The sequence below is a fragment of the Geodermatophilus sp. SYSU D00703 genome (assembly GCF_054050155.1).
The window spans coordinates 24,903-40,073 of record NZ_JBJGYU010000004.1; the positions used below are offsets into that span (position 1 = coordinate 24,903).

Genomic DNA, 15,171 nt, shown 5'->3' on the forward strand with positions numbered 1-15,171 from the left:
ACAGACGCGAGCATCCGCTTTACTGTCGCTCCCAAGATCAAGGAGGACAGATGCCGGTCGGCCAGACCTGTGGCGCCTGTGGCGTCGGTGGACACAATCGACGGACGTGCGCATCCGATATCGGCCAGTTGATGAAGGCAGTCGACGCCAGCTTCGACGAACTGGACGGCCTGCTCATCAAGGACCCGCGGCGGGTGGCACATCGCCTACGCGAGCACATGACCCGACTCGTCGACGACCGTGACGAGGCGCTGGTGCGTGCGGAGTGGGCCGAGACCAAGCTCGCCCAGACGGAGGAAAGCCTCTTCGAGGCTCAGGCGCGGATCCGCGAGCTCGAGGCCAGTGACGCGGCCAAGGACGAGACGATCCAGCGCCTCACGGAGTTCCTGCACCGGCTGCGGGGGCGGAACGAGGCCATCGTCGACAAGGTGCGCCACCTGCGCGCGGTCTGAGACCTTCGTCCCGGGCCCGTCGTCAGGGACGGGCCCGGGACGAATTTAACTCTGTGGAGAGCGACGCGAACCCACACGACGAGCTCCCGCGCGGAGAGCACCCCGAAGGGATCGCTTGGCCGACCCCTTGGCGCCGACCGCCTCCGCGACGCTCGGCGCCAGGGCCCATCCTCGGGCCGCGATCCGCCGACCGGCCGTCTCGGTGGCGTCCGACCGCCGGCCGGTGGAAGGCCCGAGCGGCAGCTTGTCCCAGTCGTGATCGGGCGGGAAGTGGGCCCGCAACCAGGCGTCGTAGGCGGCTGCGTCGTCGCGGACGAAGCCAGTCTCAGCCTCCGGTGGAATACCGGCCGTCGTCAGGTTGAGCACCCGTGCCAGGTCGTTGACCTGACTGGCCTTGGGGCCCTCATCTCCGCCGACCTCCTGGAGCTGGTCGACCATCCCCAGCGCCAGCGGCCGGCAACGGACCAGAGGGCGGTGGAGGTAGCTGTTCGGCATGTCCTGGCGGATGAACAGGAACTCGACCGGGCTGTAGTCCTCGCCGTCGCGGAAGAGCTCCGCCCCCCACCACAGGCGGGCCAAGGCCTGCTTGTTGATGGCGCCGAACCAGCGTTCGCGTGCCACCCCTTCGGCGCCCGTCCACCGGTAGGTCACATAGCCCCGGTATCGGAGGGCGAGCCAGTGCCACAGGCCACGGTCTCCGGCCTCGGACCTGGTGAGGCGGAGAGCTGCGTGCAGTCGCGGGGCCAACCAGCGGTCGGACTCCTCGGCCGACGCCCAGCGACGCTGGTCGACGAGCTCGTGGAAGCGCCGCATGAGCCCATCGAGGACATCGAGAGGCACGGCCTGCCCGTGTCGCTCGACGACTTCTTCAAGGGCGTCGAAACTCGCGCCGCCCTCCGCCAGGCGCTCTCGCTCGAAGGCGTCGAGCTCTCGAGTGAACCGGTGCAGTGTCTCGGCCATCAGCGGACCTCCTCGGCGAAGTCGACGATGTTCTTGTTGAGTGACACGAGCTCACCGATGGCGAGCTCGACTTCGGACCACACGGCCCGGAGATCGGCGAGCGAGCCCTGGGCCTGGTGCACGCGGGTGTAGAGGTCCTGTACGTCGGACACAGAGCGCATGACGTCCGCGACTGCCCCGCAGGCCTGCCGGAGCACCGGGTCTTCCGGTGGAACGGCCTCCTCGTTGCCGGCCGAGTTGGTGACGAGCTCGTCGAACGCCGCTTGCACGAGGGTGCGGGTCACCGATGCGGCGATGATCGTCGAGAAGGTGTCGCGAAGACGACGACGTTCTTCCTTCGCGTACTCGTTGAGGAGCAACTTCTGGAAGTGCTTCTGGCCGCTGTTCAGGTACAGGACCGGGGTCGAGCCCTCGAGCGCGACGGCATAGGGCGCAGACGAGTACGTGCGGCACAGGAGTGGCGCATCCACTGCACCGAAGTCGACCCACCTCGTGGTGACGGGCGTCCGCGTCGCCGCTGCAGGCGGAGTCCCCTTCTCGAGGACCACGGACCACGGCGAGGACGAGCCGCGGAGGAGAGGACGGTCATCCGCGTCCGGCGCGGTCACGCACGCCTGCAGCGTCATGACGCCGCCCAGCTCCGCGCGCCGAGCCCGGAGCAGTCCCTGCCATTGATCGGTGGCCTGCGGGCGGAGCACGGCAGGGATGCGGCTGTTCGTCGTACCGCTCGACAACATCACGTACGCGTGGCAGGTGACGTGTGCGAGGTCAGAGGGCCGTGGCTCCGCGGGAGCAAGCTCTACGTCGATCTCCAGCAGCTCCCAGTCGGCCTCCACCCCGTCGAGGTGGACCCGCTGCAGAGCGTCGTCGACGACATCGGCCGACACCCCGTCGAACCTGACGCCGGCGACGGTGAGGTCCATCGGCCGTCTGAACTGGGGCCAGGGGTAGCGGGCGGTCATGCTCCCTCTTCCGTCTGCAGGGGGCCGGTGGGGCCGGTCAGGACATCCACGACGGACATGTCCGCCGGGATGGGGAGATCGGCGATCGATGTCCCCTTGAAGCGAGCCTTGACCTTGCGGGCACGGGGTCGAGCGGGGATGAGTACGCGTCCGCCGGCGGTACTGCACCCCTCGACAGCGACGAGGTCCCCGGACCACTTCACCGACTGCCGCCCACCGTCCAGCCCGACCAGTACCAGCGAGGGCTCGAGCGACCAGCCGTCGTCGCGGTTCTTGGCCTCGACTTCGACCTCGACGTGCCAGCTCCCGTCCCGCACCTTCCAGTCGACGATCTCGATGACCGGCTTCCGCGGGGCGCCGCCCGCACTGACGCTGCCGGGCGTGTCGCTCTTCAGGAAGCGGAGGTGTCGCAGGACGCTCTGGGGCCCCTTGTCGTCCGGAGTCGGGATCACGTCGAAGAGCTCGTCCAACGCGTCGTGTACGCGCTTCTCGATCGCGAGCAGGTTCGGCACCCAGGGAGCGATGTAGTTGGCTGTCAGGTTGACCTGTGAGGCCTGGTAGCGCCCACGACCCGGAACCCACCGGTCGTGCGCGGGAGGTTCGGCGAAGCGCAGAAAGTCATCGGCGTGCCTGTCCTCGACGGTTGGTGCATCGGGTGCCACCGCGACGCCTGCCACGACAAAGGCGTGGTAGCGGCGGCCTTCGTAGCGCTTGTCGATCGTCTGCACGACCATCTCCGGCTTGCGGAACAGACAAACTCGGTCCTCGAGGCCGTCCCGGTTATCGTCGGAAAGGGTCACCACCAGTCGGGCCTGATGCGTGAACTGATCGTGCTGGTCGCCGGTGCGGCGTCGTGAGACGTCGATCGGTAGGGGGCGCACCACGACGTCGTAGGGCTTCTCGAGGGACTGGTCGACGTCACCCGCGTCGTAGCGCTTGAGGGCCCGGACCAGCTCGGTGTACGTCTCGGACGGGTCGACGGGCGTGTCGTTGACCAGCGTGCCGTTGTCCACGTGCCGGATGCGGACACGCATGCCGCCGCGGGTCAGCAGCGGCCAGAAACTTTCCTCGATGCCTTCGCGGAGCCCACGGGCGAGTCGCTGCACCACCTTGTCCGGCGTCTCGTCCTCGGTCACCGGGTTGTCTGGGTCGTGGAAGGCCAGGACCAGCGCCGAGGTGCCCGGGCGATCGTCCTCCCGGAGAAGGTGCAGGCGACGAACGAGGTCCTCGCGGTCCCAGGTGCTCCGCGCTGCGCCGTCCTCGTCGGGGACCCCGAAGTAGCCCCGGCCCTGGTACGCCTTGCCGTCGACGCGGTGCACGGTGCCCTGGTTGACCCCGAAGACGCGATTGAGCCGCTTTCCTTCTACAGCATCCTCAGCCGACAGCACGCTGTTGAAGAGAACGGTCTGCAGGCCGCTGAACCGCCAGTAGACGGCCTTTCCGAGACCGAAGGACCCGCCGGAGGCCTCGTCCTTGCCGCTGAACAGGTCAAGCCGGCAGAGCTTGATGAAGTTGCCGTAGGCGCTCTCGGGCGTCTCTGCGTCGGGGAACTCAGGTCCGGTCAGACCCCGGCAGCCGTAGTCGTCGATGCGCAGGAGGACAAGTCGGTCCGATTGCTCGAGGGCTTCGAGACCGGCGCGGATCTGGCCCGCCGCGACCGCTCCGTTCGCGCCTGCCGTCATGGCCTCGAGGTGGGGGCGCAAGACCGATTCCCACCCGAGGGCTGCTTCGAAGTCACGGCGGGCATCCCCGGTCAAGGTGATGAACGTGTAGACGAGGTCCGCACTCTTCCCGGCCCGCGCGTCCGCGGAGTTCTGGCAGCTCTCACGAGCCAGGGAGGTGAGGCCGGCGTTGACCGTCCACTGGTTGGCATTGCCGTAGTTGCCGTAGGTCTTGCTCTGCTCCTCCCAGGTCCACTGGCAGGCGCTCATGCATGGCTCCTCTCGCGCGCTCTCGAGGAGCACGTCGGATCTACTGGGGTCTCTTTCGGAGAGCCGCAGGCCGGTCTGTAGTCGGAGTAGTGACCAGCGGTAGAAGTGCCGTTCACCCCCGGGGGGCCACGGGCTGTCGGGCGGCTCAGTCGCGCAGCAGCTTGACCACCTCGGGTGGAACGGAGAAGCCGGTGCTCGGTTGGTAGCCCTTGACGTTGGGGTCGTACTGGGTGACGAGGAGCTCGTCGGCGTCCTCCGGCAGCTCACCGCATTCGCGCATCGCCTGCGCGATGCGGTTCGTCGGCCGAGTGAACCCGCGAAGCTTCCGCTCGGGCGCGTAGCGGCCCAGCGAGTAGACCTCCGCTCTCGAGACCGTCCCGCCGTTCTCCGCGGCCCGCCGGATGGCCTTGGCCTGAACCGCTGCGCCAGTGGACGACAGGGCGTCCAGCGCCTGCTCAAGCAGTTCGCGCGTCCAACCCGACGGCTCGACGTCCTCGGGAACCGGCCGCGTGGCTTCGTCCTGCAACTCCGCGACCAGGGCCAGGAGTCGCTGTCGCAGGTGCTCGGGCCAACCCGTGACATCGACGGCGATCTGAAGGACAGGACGAGGCAGATCCCGCACAGTGTCGGGCGAGCTGGTCAAGAAACTCTCCATGGACTCGGAGCGACTTAAGACTGTTCCGTCAAGCTCTACAGGCGTATCAGCGGTACGTGCGTACTTGTAGCGCTGCGGTGATCCGAGGGCAAGAGCTCCGCCTCAGGGATGGACCTCGATGACACGAAGGAGTGAGGTTCAGCTGTGGTGGGTGCGCCTGTCCTCGAGCGCTCAGCGCTGCCCGGGAGGACGATGCGACGATGCGCTCTCTCGTCACCGTGACGGGGTGAGACGTCGAGCGGAGGGTCATGAGGCAACCGCAGGACGATGACGGACAGCTGCTCGTCGCCACGTTCGAAGTGGAAGCCCGGGATCGCTGCCTCGACCTGATCCTGCACAGCGCGGGCGGGGCGGGGCGCGCCGGCGGTGTCGCACGGAACCGGGACTATCCGCGTGCGCTTGAGGTCTTGCTGGGACGACTCCGCACGCTCGACGCCGTCCTGACGGACGCCGTCGTCGACTCGACAGTGGTGGCCTCACTTCCTCCCGAGGAGCGCCGCCTGCCGCTGCAGGGAAGGGCCTATCCCGTAACCCTGCGCTCGGAGCCGGACATGGACGCGCTGCGTCGGACGATCACGCGGGCTCAGGGACCCATCGGCCGCTCGCCGGCGGCCAAGCCCACGTCCAAGGGAAACGAGCGCAAACGGATCCGGTTGGGCCTCCGGATCCCGGGCTTCGTCGCCGCTCAGCGCGATGCGCACCGACTCGAGCTGGCGCTGGCGACCCTGAGCGCCGCCGATCAGGACGGTGCGAGGCGCCACCGTGGGCAGGGAGCCATGCCCGACGCTGCTGTCCGGATCGCCGTTGAGCAGTTGGCCATGCGGCGGGCTACGCAGCACTACAAGTCCCAAGGTTGGGAAGTGGAGGACGTCTCCGCGAACAGGAGCTACGACCTTCACTGCCGGCGTGACGGCGATGTTCGACACGTGGAGGTCAAGGGGACCACAACGGCCGGCGACCATGTCCTGCTGACCCCGAACGAAGTCGCCCTCGCGGTGGCCAGTCCTTCGAATGCAGCTCTGTATGTGGTCAGTGGCATCCAGCTGATATCAAAGCCTGGCCAGCCTGTCTCGGCTTCAGGCGCGTTCCCATGCTGCTCGACCCGTGGTCGCTGGACCCCGACCGGCTGTCTCCGACCGGTTACAGCTATTCCTTGGACGGATGACTGCCGCGGGCCCCCTGGCCATAGGCGCAGAACCGGCTCGCCGACTTGAATCCGTGAGCGTTGATCGGCGCGCTAACTGTTCGGTCGGGCCATCAGCGTGTGCTCGTATGTCGGACACTGGGGGCTGGCAGAGTGACGAGGTGCAGCCCCGTCGCAACGCCCAAGACCCAGACCTCGATCGCGTCCTGACATGGTTCCTGTGTCAGGAGGACGTGATCGGAACTTTTGGTCGCTGCATCCGGACAAGCCTGGACGAGGTGATCGACACCGCTCGAACAGGCCGTTGGGACCTCGATGCGTGCGGAGACCAAGAGAAGGCGTACGTCGGCGTCAAAGTGGAGCATGTCATTCGAGCCGCATTCGACCTGTCCTGCGGGCAGGAGGGAATGGACTACCGGGTCGATGGCGTCGACGTGGACTGCAAGTGGTCCAAGAACTTCGGTGGCTGGCAGATCCCTCGAGAGGCGGTCGGGCACATTTGCCTGGTGGTTTGGGCCGACGATTCCGCCTGTAGCTTCGCTGTGGGCGTGCTGCGCATCGATGAGGCGCTGCTCGTAGGGGGGAATCAGGACGGAAAGCGAACGGTGCGCATCTCGTCGAGTCGTTCCGCGGTTCGTTGGCTCGCTCCCAAAGGGAGTCCACTGCCGCCCAACTTTTTGTTGCAACTCCACTCCGAAGACCGTGAGGCCATCCTGAAGCACAGAGGTGGTGATGAGCGTGCGCGGGAGCTGTTCCGTCGATGCGACGGAGTGATCATCGACCGGCACACCGTCGAGTCGATCGGGCAGCAGGTCGACGAGGGGCGCCGGTTCCGTGGGGCGACCCGCCAGATTCTCCTAGAAGAAGGTTTCGAGGTGCTGAACGGACATCGGCTGAGTAACCGTTCCCGTGCATTGGAACTCGGCGGCCCTGTTCCTGCGAACGGCAGCCAGTGGGTGTGCCTTAGAACTGACGGATCGTCGAGATCGCGAGCAGAGGAACGTCTGCGGCGCAACGTCCTGTTCACGCCGAGTGAAGTGAGTACACGGCCGACGTGACACTCGGGTCTTGAGGTCTGGCTAGCTGTACTGATGGGGAAGGTTGGTCAGGCGGCTGATGGGTGGGTGACCGCCGATCCGGTGTGGGGCCGATGGTGGTTGTAGGTGTGTAGCCAACCAGGAAAGGCACGCTCGGTGTTCGGCTTTGCCGTTGGTCTGCGGCCGGTAGGGCCGGGTCCGCTTCGGGGTGATGCCCAATTGCGCGCAGGCAGCGGCCCAGTCGCGGCCGCGGTAACAGCCGCCGTTGTTCGGTCAGCACCCGGCGGGCGGTCACCCCGCGAGCGGCGAACCAGGCGGCAGCCCGGCGCAGCACCGCGGCGGCTGTGGGGCCGGTCTCATCGTCACGGATCTCGGCGTAGGCCAGGCGGGGGTGGTCGTCGAGGACGACGTGGATGACCCGTGGCCCATCAGCGGGTCGCGGTGGCGGCTGCGGGCCCGGCCGCCATCAGCGGTGCGGTTGGCGCTGCCCTACTGCCGGCCGAGGAAGCGCCAGCCACCGCCGGCGGGGATGTTGCCCAGCTTCTTGGCGTCGGCGTGCAGCAGCTCGCCAGGCGCCTCGTGCTCGTAGCGGAGGACCTCCCGCTCGCGGCGCTCGAGCCGCGACAGGCGGCTGATCCGGCAGGGACGCAGCACCGCCCGGCGGTCGAGGGCGCCACTCTGCACTCGGCGGCCAGCCGAACCGGTCCCCAGCGCTTGCGCAACCGCAGGGAGACGATCCGCTTCGTCCTGACCGGATCGGTCCTGGCCGGGCTGGAGTGCGGCCGGCTGGGCCGGTCCACCATGCCCGCCTTGCCCTCAGCCCGGTAGCGCTCGGCCCACCGGTCGACGGTCTTCCAGCTCACGCCGAAGACCTCCGCGGCCCGGCTCTTGGGCCAGTTCTCCTCGACGACCAGGCGGCCCAGGCGCAGACGTTGGCGCGGGGTCAGGACGGCGTTAGCGTGGAGCACGAGGACCTCCGTGGTCGTGGAATGGGTGCCTTCAGCAGCTCCACTCCACGTCCAGAGGTCCTCCCTCCACAAGATCCCTCAGCTAGATCCCGTGGTCACACGCCCTCGACCAACGTCCCCGGTCAGTACAGCTAGCGAAGATACGACTTCACATGAGTTGCCAGTGCGGTGGCCAACCCCACCGGCACGGCATTTCCGATCTGCCTCGCGATCTCGATCTTCGAGCCGCACCACACAAACTTCTCAGGGAAGTCCTGAAGTAGGGCGGCTTCCAGGTGTGTGATCACTCGGTTGACCTGCTTGTCGGGGTTGTCTCGTTCCCACTGCGGGTGCAGGTAGCGCCCCTTCTCGGGCTTGAAGAACTCGGTGCGGATCGTCACTGAAGGTGCATCCCATTCCAAGCGACCCATGACATCGGTGGTGCCGGTTAGCTTCTTGCGCCAGCAAGGCGGCAGAAGTCCCTTAGGGAGGTCGAAGCGGCCACCGCCAGGGGGGATGTGGGCATAGCGCTCGAGTGAGAAGTCCCGGGGGCGGCGCCCGAAATGTAGGTCAGCCGGTTTGAACTCGCCAGGAACCTTCTGGCCGAAGTACTCCGCCGTTTCCCGTGGGAGTTCCGTGGTGGTCGGCTCCTGAAGGTGGCCGATGCGGTCCCGCACAGTTCGCCACGGTTGGACGTGGAGCGATTCTCCCTTCGCGTGAGTTCGCTCAGGCATGGGGATCTGGCCGACGCGTGAGCCGATGATGATCGTCCGCGTCCGTCGTTGAGCGACGCCGTAGTCGGCCGCCAATAGCAGGCCGTGGGTCAACTCGTAGTCGCGGAGGATGCCCCCTTCGGCCTCTTTCAAGAGGAGCTGGAATTCGGCGCTCGATCGGAACCTGTCGACGTTCTCGATCACGAAGGCTTGTGGGTGGGCTCGATCGACGAAGCGCAGGTACTGCTTCCACAGTTGATTGCGCGGGTCGTTGATGTCCTTGCTGCCGAGGTTGGAGAAGCCCTGACAGGGTGGGCCGCCGATGATGACATCGACCTCGGGAATTTCGGAGTCAGGGAAGTCTGCGATGTCTCCCCAGAACATGTGCTGCTCGCCGAAATTCGCTGCGTAGGTAGCTGCGGCGTGGAGGTTGTGCTCCACAGCCTTGACTGGCTGGAAGCCCTCGTCGACGAAGCCTGTTGTCATGCCTCCGCAGCCGGCGAAGAGGTCGATCATGGTGGGGGCGTCTGACACGAGGGGGATGCTAGGTGGCTGCTCCGACAGGACCGGGTGGCACGCCGCGTCGCGGACCTGCTCACCGCCGCCTGGATCTGCGCGGAAGGGTAGGAGCGACGTGCATCACGCCATGGCTCTGTCGAAGGGTGGAGTAGGTGACTCAGCCGTCGAGCCCTGAACCCAGCTCGCCCGGGGTGACGGCCCGGATGAGCAAGCAGGCCCGCGCCGACACGGCTCCCGAGTTGGCGCTCCGGCGCCTACTGCACAGCAAGGGGAAGCGCTACCGCGTCGGCTGGCCGGTACCGGGCATGCCGAGGCGGAAGCTCGACATCGCCTTCACGAAGGCGCAGGTGGCGGTCAACATCCACGGCTGCTTTTGGCACGGCTGCCCGCTCCACGCCACCTGGCCGGCCGCCAACGCCACCTGGTGGCGACAGAAGATCGAGAAGAACAGGCTCCGCGACGAGGAGACCCGCGCCCACCTCGAGCACCTCGGTTGGACGGTCGTGGAGGTCTGGGAGCACGAGTCGCCCGAGGAGGCCCTGGAGCGGGTGCTCGGAGTGCTGGAGAGTCGGCGTGACCAGTTGCACAAGAGTCGACTGCGATGACTGTCGGTGAGGACGACTAGCGTGAGGCGGTGCGGGGGGATGGCTTCACGTTGCTCGACCTGTTCGCCGGCGGCGGGGGGCTGACCCGCGGGTTCCTCGATCAGGGCAGTTTTACGAGCGTCGGTGCCGTGGAGATCGACCGAACCGCGGCCGCCACCTATGCAGTGAACTTCGACCCGACGGGGGAGCACACCTACGCCGGCGACATCGCCGGCTACACCGACGTCCCGCGGGTCGACGTCGTCGTCGGTGGGCCGCCGTGTCAGGGCTTCTCCGCCCTCGGCAAGCGTGACCCCGCGGACGTGCGTAACCAGCTGTGGCGCGAGTTCGTGCGGGTCGTACACGAGTCCGACGCGCGGATGTTCGTCTTCGAGAACGTCGACCGGTTCGCCAAGACCTCGGAGTTCCAGCTGCTTCGGCAGGCGGCGAGCGAGGACGGTGAGCTAGCCGACTTCGACACCCGGGTCTTTCGGCTCAACGCCGCTGACTTCGGCACGCCGCAAAAGCGCATCCGCACCTTTGTCGTCGGGTCGCGGATCGGTCCGGTGGACGAGCCTCAGCCGACGCACGCGAAGAGGCCGATCGAGGGCCTGAAGCGGTGGACGAATCTGAGGGAGGCCTTCCTCGAGGGGCCGGTCGTCCTGGAGCCTCGCGTCCGTGAGACATGGCTCCCGGAGAGCGCCGTCGAGTTCCAAGGGCACGAGGTCCCGGGCACCTTCAAGCTGCGGGACCTGCACGTAACCCGGAACCACGATCTCCTCTCGGAGATCCGCTACGCGCACATTGGGCCGGGACAGGGGCGGTTCGATCTGCCAGAGGAGCTGCAGTACCCCTGCTGGCGCCGGCACACCAGAGGAGCGGGCGACGTCCTCGGCCGGCTGCGCTGGGACGAACCCGCGGTGACGATCCGCACCGAGTTCTTCCGGCCCGAGAAGGGACGCTTCCTGCACCCGCAGTGGGAGAACGGTGGCGAACAGGTCAACCGAGCGCTCACCCACGCGGAGGCGGCGGTCGTCCAGGGTTTCGACGACCGCCACCTCTGGTGCGGTAGCAAGGCTGAGATCGCCAGGCAGATCGGCAACGCGGTTCCGCCCCCGGTGGCTAGGGCCATCGGTCAGGTGGTGGCTCGCCGGCTCTCCGCCTGAGTAACTGGAGTCTCAAGGAGCCGACCACAGGCGTGCAGCTCCCACCTGACGGCCGCCGGCGTTGTCGCCGGCGCCGGTCAGGCGGAATTCAGGGTGCCGCGGTCCCGTCGGGCAGAGGCAGCCCGATGGACGTCGCCACCTGGCGCAGCAACTGCTCCACCCGAGTCACCAGCTCCTGCTCCGTCGCGTCCTCCTCCGGACCGGTGGGGCGCTCCTCGCCCAGCACGACGTCGCGGTCCGGTCGCTCGGAGATCCAGTCCTCGATGGCGACGACGTCCGGGCCCGCGACCGGCGCTACCGCGTCCAGCTGGATGGTCGTCAGGACGTGGTCGAGAGCGGTGGAGAGTCGGTTGATCTGCTTGGAGTTGAGACTCGGGAGGATCGCGAGCGCCGCCTGGGCCGCCGCCCGGTGGTGGATCGCGTTGAGAGACAGCCACGTGTTCGGGACGTCCTGCATGACGAAGGCGCGCTCCACCGGTGCGTAGTCCGAGCCGTCACGGAACAGCTCGGCTCCCCACCAGAGACGAGCGAGGCCGTGATCGCGGTCGTTACCGATGAAACGCTTGACCGGTGGCCCAGCCGACTCCTCTCCGTCGCCGTTGCGTCGACCTCGCCAACGCCATCGGATGTAGTCGGGATAGAGGTCGACGGCCATCCAGGCCCAGAGACCCCTGTCAGCCGCCTCTTCTCGGGTGAGCCGGAGCGCCGCGTGCAGACGCGGCGCCAGCCACCGATCGGACAGGCGCGGGTCCTCGGCGAACTGATGCTGTGCCGTGGCGAGCAGCTCCCCGATCAGCTCAAGGGGGAGATCCCGGCCGAGGTCCAGGGGGCGGCGGTAGTCCTCAGTGTGCGCGGGCGTGTCGCCGGCCCGAAAGGCGTCCGTTATCTGGCCCCGCACGGACGCCAGGAGCGTCTTGGCATTGCTCATCGTCACTCCTCTTCCAGGTGCTTGATCACGCCACGCACGTGATGGGTTGCCTTGCTCAGTCGGGACGCCGCACCGAGAAGTCGCGACTGGACGTCCTGAGCGTCGTCCGTGCTGGTCAGGGCGCGGACAGCAACCGAGAGCGCTGCGTCCGCTTCACGATCGGGGTACATCAACGGCAGGACACTCCGCAGGACGTCCCGTTGCCAGTCGCTGTCCGGCCACTGTGGCTCACCGCCCTCCTCAGGCGGTCCGGCCGCGGCGAGTGCGACGTTCGCCATCGAGACGATGGACGGAACGGCGACGAGGTCCAGAGCCATCTCGCGGACCGCGCGCTCGGCGTAGGTGCGCCCTGTGCGCTCGTCGAGCAGTCGCCGCAGGCCGGGGACCCGGTCGTTGAGATACAGGACGGGGCCCTCGGGCAGCGACATGTCGACGAAGGACACCTCGTCGTGCAAGGACGGGTCGATGGGGTTCTGCCCTTCACCGGTCTGACTGAAGTCGCGCCACATCACCGGCACCTGTCCGCCGCTGATCTCGGGGATGCGCGGCGGGTGGAGATCGACCGAGACGTCACGTGACCGGCCCAGCCAACGATGAGGGACGTCGGCGACGGTGCCGGTGACCGTGGCGTAGATCGCGGCGCGCTCGCGGATCATCATGCGCGGGATGTCGAGCGCTCCCGTCCACTGGCCGGTTCGAGTGCCACCGGACGGTTCGAGGGTGACCGTGGAGCGGAGGTTGGTGGGCCCGCAGTGCAACGTCAGCACGACCTCGTAGTGATGGACACCGATGGCCTCGAGCTCCTCCACCGGGACCTGTACCCGCGCGTGTACCCGGGCCTCCTTCCAGCCGGCCTTCACCTCGGAGAGATCCAGGTGGCCCTCGCGTGCCAGCAACGGGGTCGGCTGGCCGTCGACTGTCGGGTTGCTCAGTCGAAGGGTCGGCTCCGTCTCCAGGACGGGGTACGGGAAGAGCGTCGTCGGCGTCATCACGCCTCCTCGCGGATCGGCTGGAACAGGAGGGAAGCGGTCGCTTGTTGTGCCGGCGCCGGATGGCTGCCGGGGTCGGTCACCCCGCGGAACCTCGCGGTCCGCGTCTGCGGCGCGATGAGGACGGACCCGTCCTCACGGACGGTGATGCCGGGACCGATCCCCTCGAGTTCGCGCCACCGGACGCGTGCGCGGCCACCGCTCTCTCCCAGGAAGACCAGGAGGGGTCGGCCGAGCACACCCTTGCGGAGGTCACCGCGCAGGCGCACGGCAGCCTCGACGTGCCACGCACCCTCCTCGTCGACGCTCTTGCTGCGGACGACGACGCGCGGGGCGCGCTCCGGTGCGCTGGGCTCCCCGAAACGGAATCGCGACGAGAGATCGCGCGGGCCGTCCGGAGCCTGCTCCGCCTCGACCTGGAGGACCCGGCGCACCTCACGTCGGATGGCGAGTTCGAAGTCGCTCAGGGCCTTCTTCGCCCCAGGCACGTACTGCCGTCGTAGGCGAGGGGTGTACTGCCAGTCGTCGTGACTCGGTGGCTCGGCGGCGCGCAGGAAGACCTCCGCGGGTGCGTCCTCCTGCTCATTTCCGGCCGCCAGGCCGGCGAGCACGACGACTTGGAAGGGGCGGGCGCCCAGCGAACCGCGGGACAGGTCGAGGGTCTTGACGACCATGTTCGCTCCACGCATCAGGACGCCGCGGCGGAACTCCTTGCTGCTCGTGTCGTCGGCCTCCTCCGCGGCAGTGGCCCGTCGCACCAGCACGACCGCCTGGTGGGTGAGCGCTCCGTGCCGGTCATCGCCCAGCCGCCGTGCCGGTACCTCGAGGGGGACCCGGGTCGCGACCACGTCTCCGTCGTCGATCAGCACCTCTTCCGTCTCGCCCGTGCGGTACGCCCGCAGCGCCGCCACGAAAGGCCCGACGACCCGTGACGTGCCCGGGTCGACCAGGCGGTCGAGCTCGGGGACGTTCTCGACGTCCGGGTCCTCGACCTCGACGTACTGGACGCGTACTTCGAGCTGCCCCGCCTCGATCGCGGGCCAGAAGTGACGCTCGGCGGCATCCGCCATCTGTGCGACGATCTCGCGCGGCGGGCGCGGACGGTCAGCGTCGAGGTCGCGCATCCCGACGACGGCGATGGTCGTACCGGTGTCGCCGGCCTGACGGACCATGTGCAGGTCACGCAGCAAGGCGTCTCGATCCCCGTCGGCCCAGTAGGACACGGGCATGTCGGGCTCGTTCGCGTCCTCGCGACCGAGCCACATCGGCCCGGAGTACCGCCGGCCGTCCAACCGGTGGTAGACGAGTTCGGTCCGCGCGAAGAAGCGGCCGTGCGTGTTCCCCGTCGCGGGCTCCTCCTCCGACAGCTCGCTGGAGAAGAGGACGCAGCCGAAGGCCGACGCGGCGTACTGCATCGCCTTGCCGAGACCGTAGGAGCCGCCGGCCTTTTCGCTGTTCTTCTCCGAGAACAGGTTGTCGCGGGTGAGGGCCGCGAAGTTGCCCGCTTCGGTCTCGGGACCGACCAGCCCGCGGGTGTTGCTGTCGCTGATCTGGAGCACGAGCAGTTCACCGGAAGCCGCGATGCTCAGGGCCTCCGCGAGACCCCCGGCGACCTGCTGGTCCTGTGACTGCTCGACGCAGGCCTGGAGATGCCGGCGGAGCTGGTCCCATTGCATCGCGTCCAGGTAGCGCCGTTTGGCCTCGTCGCGCAGGCTCAGCAGCCGGAACCGCACACGGACCGGACCGTGCGGACTCCCGAGCCACTCGTCGACCGCGTTCTGGACCGCCTCGCGCACGAGGTTGTCGATGCTGGGGCGGATCGTGAACTGGTTCGCGTTCCCGCCGTCGCGGCCGCCGTCCACGGGAGCGCTGCGTGGAATCCAGGTGACGTTCTGGCGTGCGAGGGTCCGGGCGCGCCGGCGGAGCTCTCGGGGCTCTCGGCTCTCGTCCCCATCCCCGAGCCACTTCTCGTCGACAGCCAGGAGCCGGGCGACTCGGGCCAGTTGATCCCCGTCGGGCGTGCGCTGGCCGTTGACCCACTGCGACACCGTCGACGGTGGTGAGCCGAGCTCCTCGGCCAGTCGCTTCTGGTTCCACTCGCGCATCTGGAGTGCAGTGCGCAAGCGATCACTGAATCTCAAGATTCCTCCTCGTGAAGTCGCGGCGTTCTGAGACACGACTGTA

The 15,171-nt window shown here is 67.9% G+C and carries 13 protein-coding genes and 1 pseudogene; 5 read left to right on the plus strand and 9 right to left on the minus strand.

The annotated features are described in order from the left end of the window. Nucleotides 1-50: 50 nt before the first annotated feature. Nucleotides 51-452, plus strand: coding sequence for a hypothetical protein (locus tag ACI782_RS06775; protein WP_456907405.1), 402 nt, complete (start codon nt 51-53; stop codon nt 450-452). A gap of 45 nt (nt 453-497) precedes the next feature. Here the strand turns inward: ACI782_RS06775 and ACI782_RS06780 are convergent, their stop codons facing one another. From ACI782_RS06780 to ACI782_RS06795, 4 genes are all read right to left on the minus strand, one after another. Continuing rightward, nucleotides 498-1,412: a DUF6339 family protein gene (locus tag ACI782_RS06780; protein ID WP_456907407.1), complete on the minus strand. Its 915-nt coding sequence runs from the start codon at nt 1,410-1,412 to the stop codon at nt 498-500. Next, complete coding sequence (locus ACI782_RS06785; RefSeq protein WP_456907409.1) at nt 1,412-2,374, minus strand: hypothetical protein; 963 nt, start codon at nt 2,372-2,374, stop codon at nt 1,412-1,414. The genes ACI782_RS06780 and ACI782_RS06785 overlap by 1 nt, the downstream gene beginning before the upstream one ends. Further along, a complete protein-coding gene (locus tag ACI782_RS06790) occupies nt 2,371-4,305 on the minus strand; it encodes a hypothetical protein (RefSeq protein WP_456907411.1) in 1,935 nt (644 codons plus the stop codon). The genes ACI782_RS06785 and ACI782_RS06790 overlap by 4 nt, the downstream gene beginning before the upstream one ends. Before the next feature lie 145 nt (nt 4,306-4,450). Further along, complete coding sequence (locus ACI782_RS06795; protein ID WP_456907412.1) at nt 4,451-4,948, minus strand: hypothetical protein; 498 nt, start codon at nt 4,946-4,948, stop codon at nt 4,451-4,453. Nucleotides 4,949-5,208: 260 nt separating this feature from the next. Between ACI782_RS06795 and ACI782_RS06800 the strand changes: the two genes are divergently transcribed. Together ACI782_RS06800 and ACI782_RS06805 are read left to right on the plus strand one after the other, a co-directional pair. Then, nucleotides 5,209-6,174 carry a DUF3883 domain-containing protein gene (locus ACI782_RS06800; RefSeq protein ID WP_456907414.1) on the plus strand — a complete coding sequence of 322 codons (966 nt, stop codon included), beginning with the start codon at nt 5,209-5,211 and terminating at the stop codon, nt 6,172-6,174. A 91-nt stretch (nt 6,175-6,265) separates the two neighbouring features. Then, nucleotides 6,266-7,162 carry a NaeI family type II restriction endonuclease gene (locus ACI782_RS06805; protein WP_456907416.1) on the plus strand — a complete coding sequence of 299 codons (897 nt, stop codon included), beginning with the start codon at nt 6,266-6,268 and terminating at the stop codon, nt 7,160-7,162. A gap of 21 nt (nt 7,163-7,183) precedes the next feature. On the opposite strand, the pseudogene ACI782_RS06810 reads toward ACI782_RS06805, so the two are convergent. Together ACI782_RS06810 and ACI782_RS06815 are read right to left on the minus strand one after the other, a co-directional pair. After that, nucleotides 7,184-8,109, minus strand: a pseudogene (locus tag ACI782_RS06810) (IS481 family transposase). Nucleotides 8,110-8,240: 131 nt separating this feature from the next. Continuing rightward, nucleotides 8,241-9,317, minus strand: a complete 1,077-nt coding sequence (locus tag ACI782_RS06815) for a DNA cytosine methyltransferase (RefSeq protein WP_456907418.1) — start codon at nt 9,315-9,317, stop codon at nt 8,241-8,243. Nucleotides 9,318-9,523: 206 nt separating this feature from the next. On the opposite strand from ACI782_RS06815, the gene ACI782_RS06820 reads away from it, so the two are divergent. Both ACI782_RS06820 and ACI782_RS06825 read left to right on the plus strand, forming a co-directional pair. Then, nucleotides 9,524-9,925, plus strand: a complete 402-nt coding sequence (locus ACI782_RS06820) for a very short patch repair endonuclease (RefSeq protein ID WP_456907420.1) — start codon at nt 9,524-9,526, stop codon at nt 9,923-9,925. Between the two features lie 50 nt (nt 9,926-9,975). Then, nucleotides 9,976-11,070: a DNA cytosine methyltransferase gene (locus tag ACI782_RS06825; protein ID WP_456907422.1), complete on the plus strand. Its 1,095-nt coding sequence runs from the start codon at nt 9,976-9,978 to the stop codon at nt 11,068-11,070. A gap of 88 nt (nt 11,071-11,158) precedes the next feature. On the opposite strand, the gene ACI782_RS06830 is transcribed toward ACI782_RS06825, so the two are convergent. From ACI782_RS06830 to ACI782_RS06840, 3 genes are read right to left on the minus strand one after another with little or no spacing between them, the layout of a single operon-like run. Beyond that, a complete protein-coding gene (locus ACI782_RS06830) occupies nt 11,159-11,998 on the minus strand; it encodes a DUF6339 family protein (protein ID WP_456907424.1) in 840 nt (279 codons plus the stop codon). A gap of 2 nt (nt 11,999-12,000) precedes the next feature. After that, the gene (locus ACI782_RS06835) at nt 12,001-12,987 is read right to left on the minus strand and encodes a hypothetical protein (protein ID WP_456907426.1); all 987 of its coding nucleotides are present in this window, start codon (nt 12,985-12,987) and stop codon (nt 12,001-12,003) included. Beyond that, entirely contained in the window at nt 12,987-15,110 is a 2,124-nt protein-coding gene (locus tag ACI782_RS06840) for a helix-turn-helix domain-containing protein (RefSeq protein ID WP_456907428.1), read from the minus strand. Before ACI782_RS06840 ends, ACI782_RS06835 begins: the two co-directional genes overlap by 1 nt. Nucleotides 15,111-15,171 lie beyond the last annotated feature (61 nt).

Excerpts from the sequence above, each read along its gene's own strand:
- ACI782_RS06775 (WP_456907405.1), top strand. The coding sequence starts at position 51 with ATGCCGGTCGGCCAGACCTGTGGCGCCTGTGGCGTCGGTGGACACAAT.
- ACI782_RS06780 (WP_456907407.1), bottom strand. The coding sequence starts at position 1,412 with ATGGCCGAGACACTGCACCGGTTCACTCGAGAGCTCGACGCCTTCGAG.
- ACI782_RS06785 (WP_456907409.1), bottom strand. The coding sequence starts at position 2,374 with ATGACCGCCCGCTACCCCTGGCCCCAGTTCAGACGGCCGATGGACCTC.
- ACI782_RS06790 (WP_456907411.1), bottom strand. The coding sequence starts at position 4,305 with ATGAGCGCCTGCCAGTGGACCTGGGAGGAGCAGAGCAAGACCTACGGC.
- ACI782_RS06800 (WP_456907414.1), top strand. The coding sequence starts at position 5,209 with ATGAGGCAACCGCAGGACGATGACGGACAGCTGCTCGTCGCCACGTTC.
- ACI782_RS06815 (WP_456907418.1), bottom strand. The coding sequence starts at position 9,317 with ATGATCGACCTCTTCGCCGGCTGCGGAGGCATGACAACAGGCTTCGTC.
- ACI782_RS06820 (WP_456907420.1), top strand. The coding sequence starts at position 9,524 with ATGAGCAAGCAGGCCCGCGCCGACACGGCTCCCGAGTTGGCGCTCCGG.
- ACI782_RS06830 (WP_456907424.1), bottom strand. The coding sequence starts at position 11,998 with ATGAGCAATGCCAAGACGCTCCTGGCGTCCGTGCGGGGCCAGATAACG.
- ACI782_RS06835 (WP_456907426.1), bottom strand. The coding sequence starts at position 12,987 with ATGACGCCGACGACGCTCTTCCCGTACCCCGTCCTGGAGACGGAGCCG.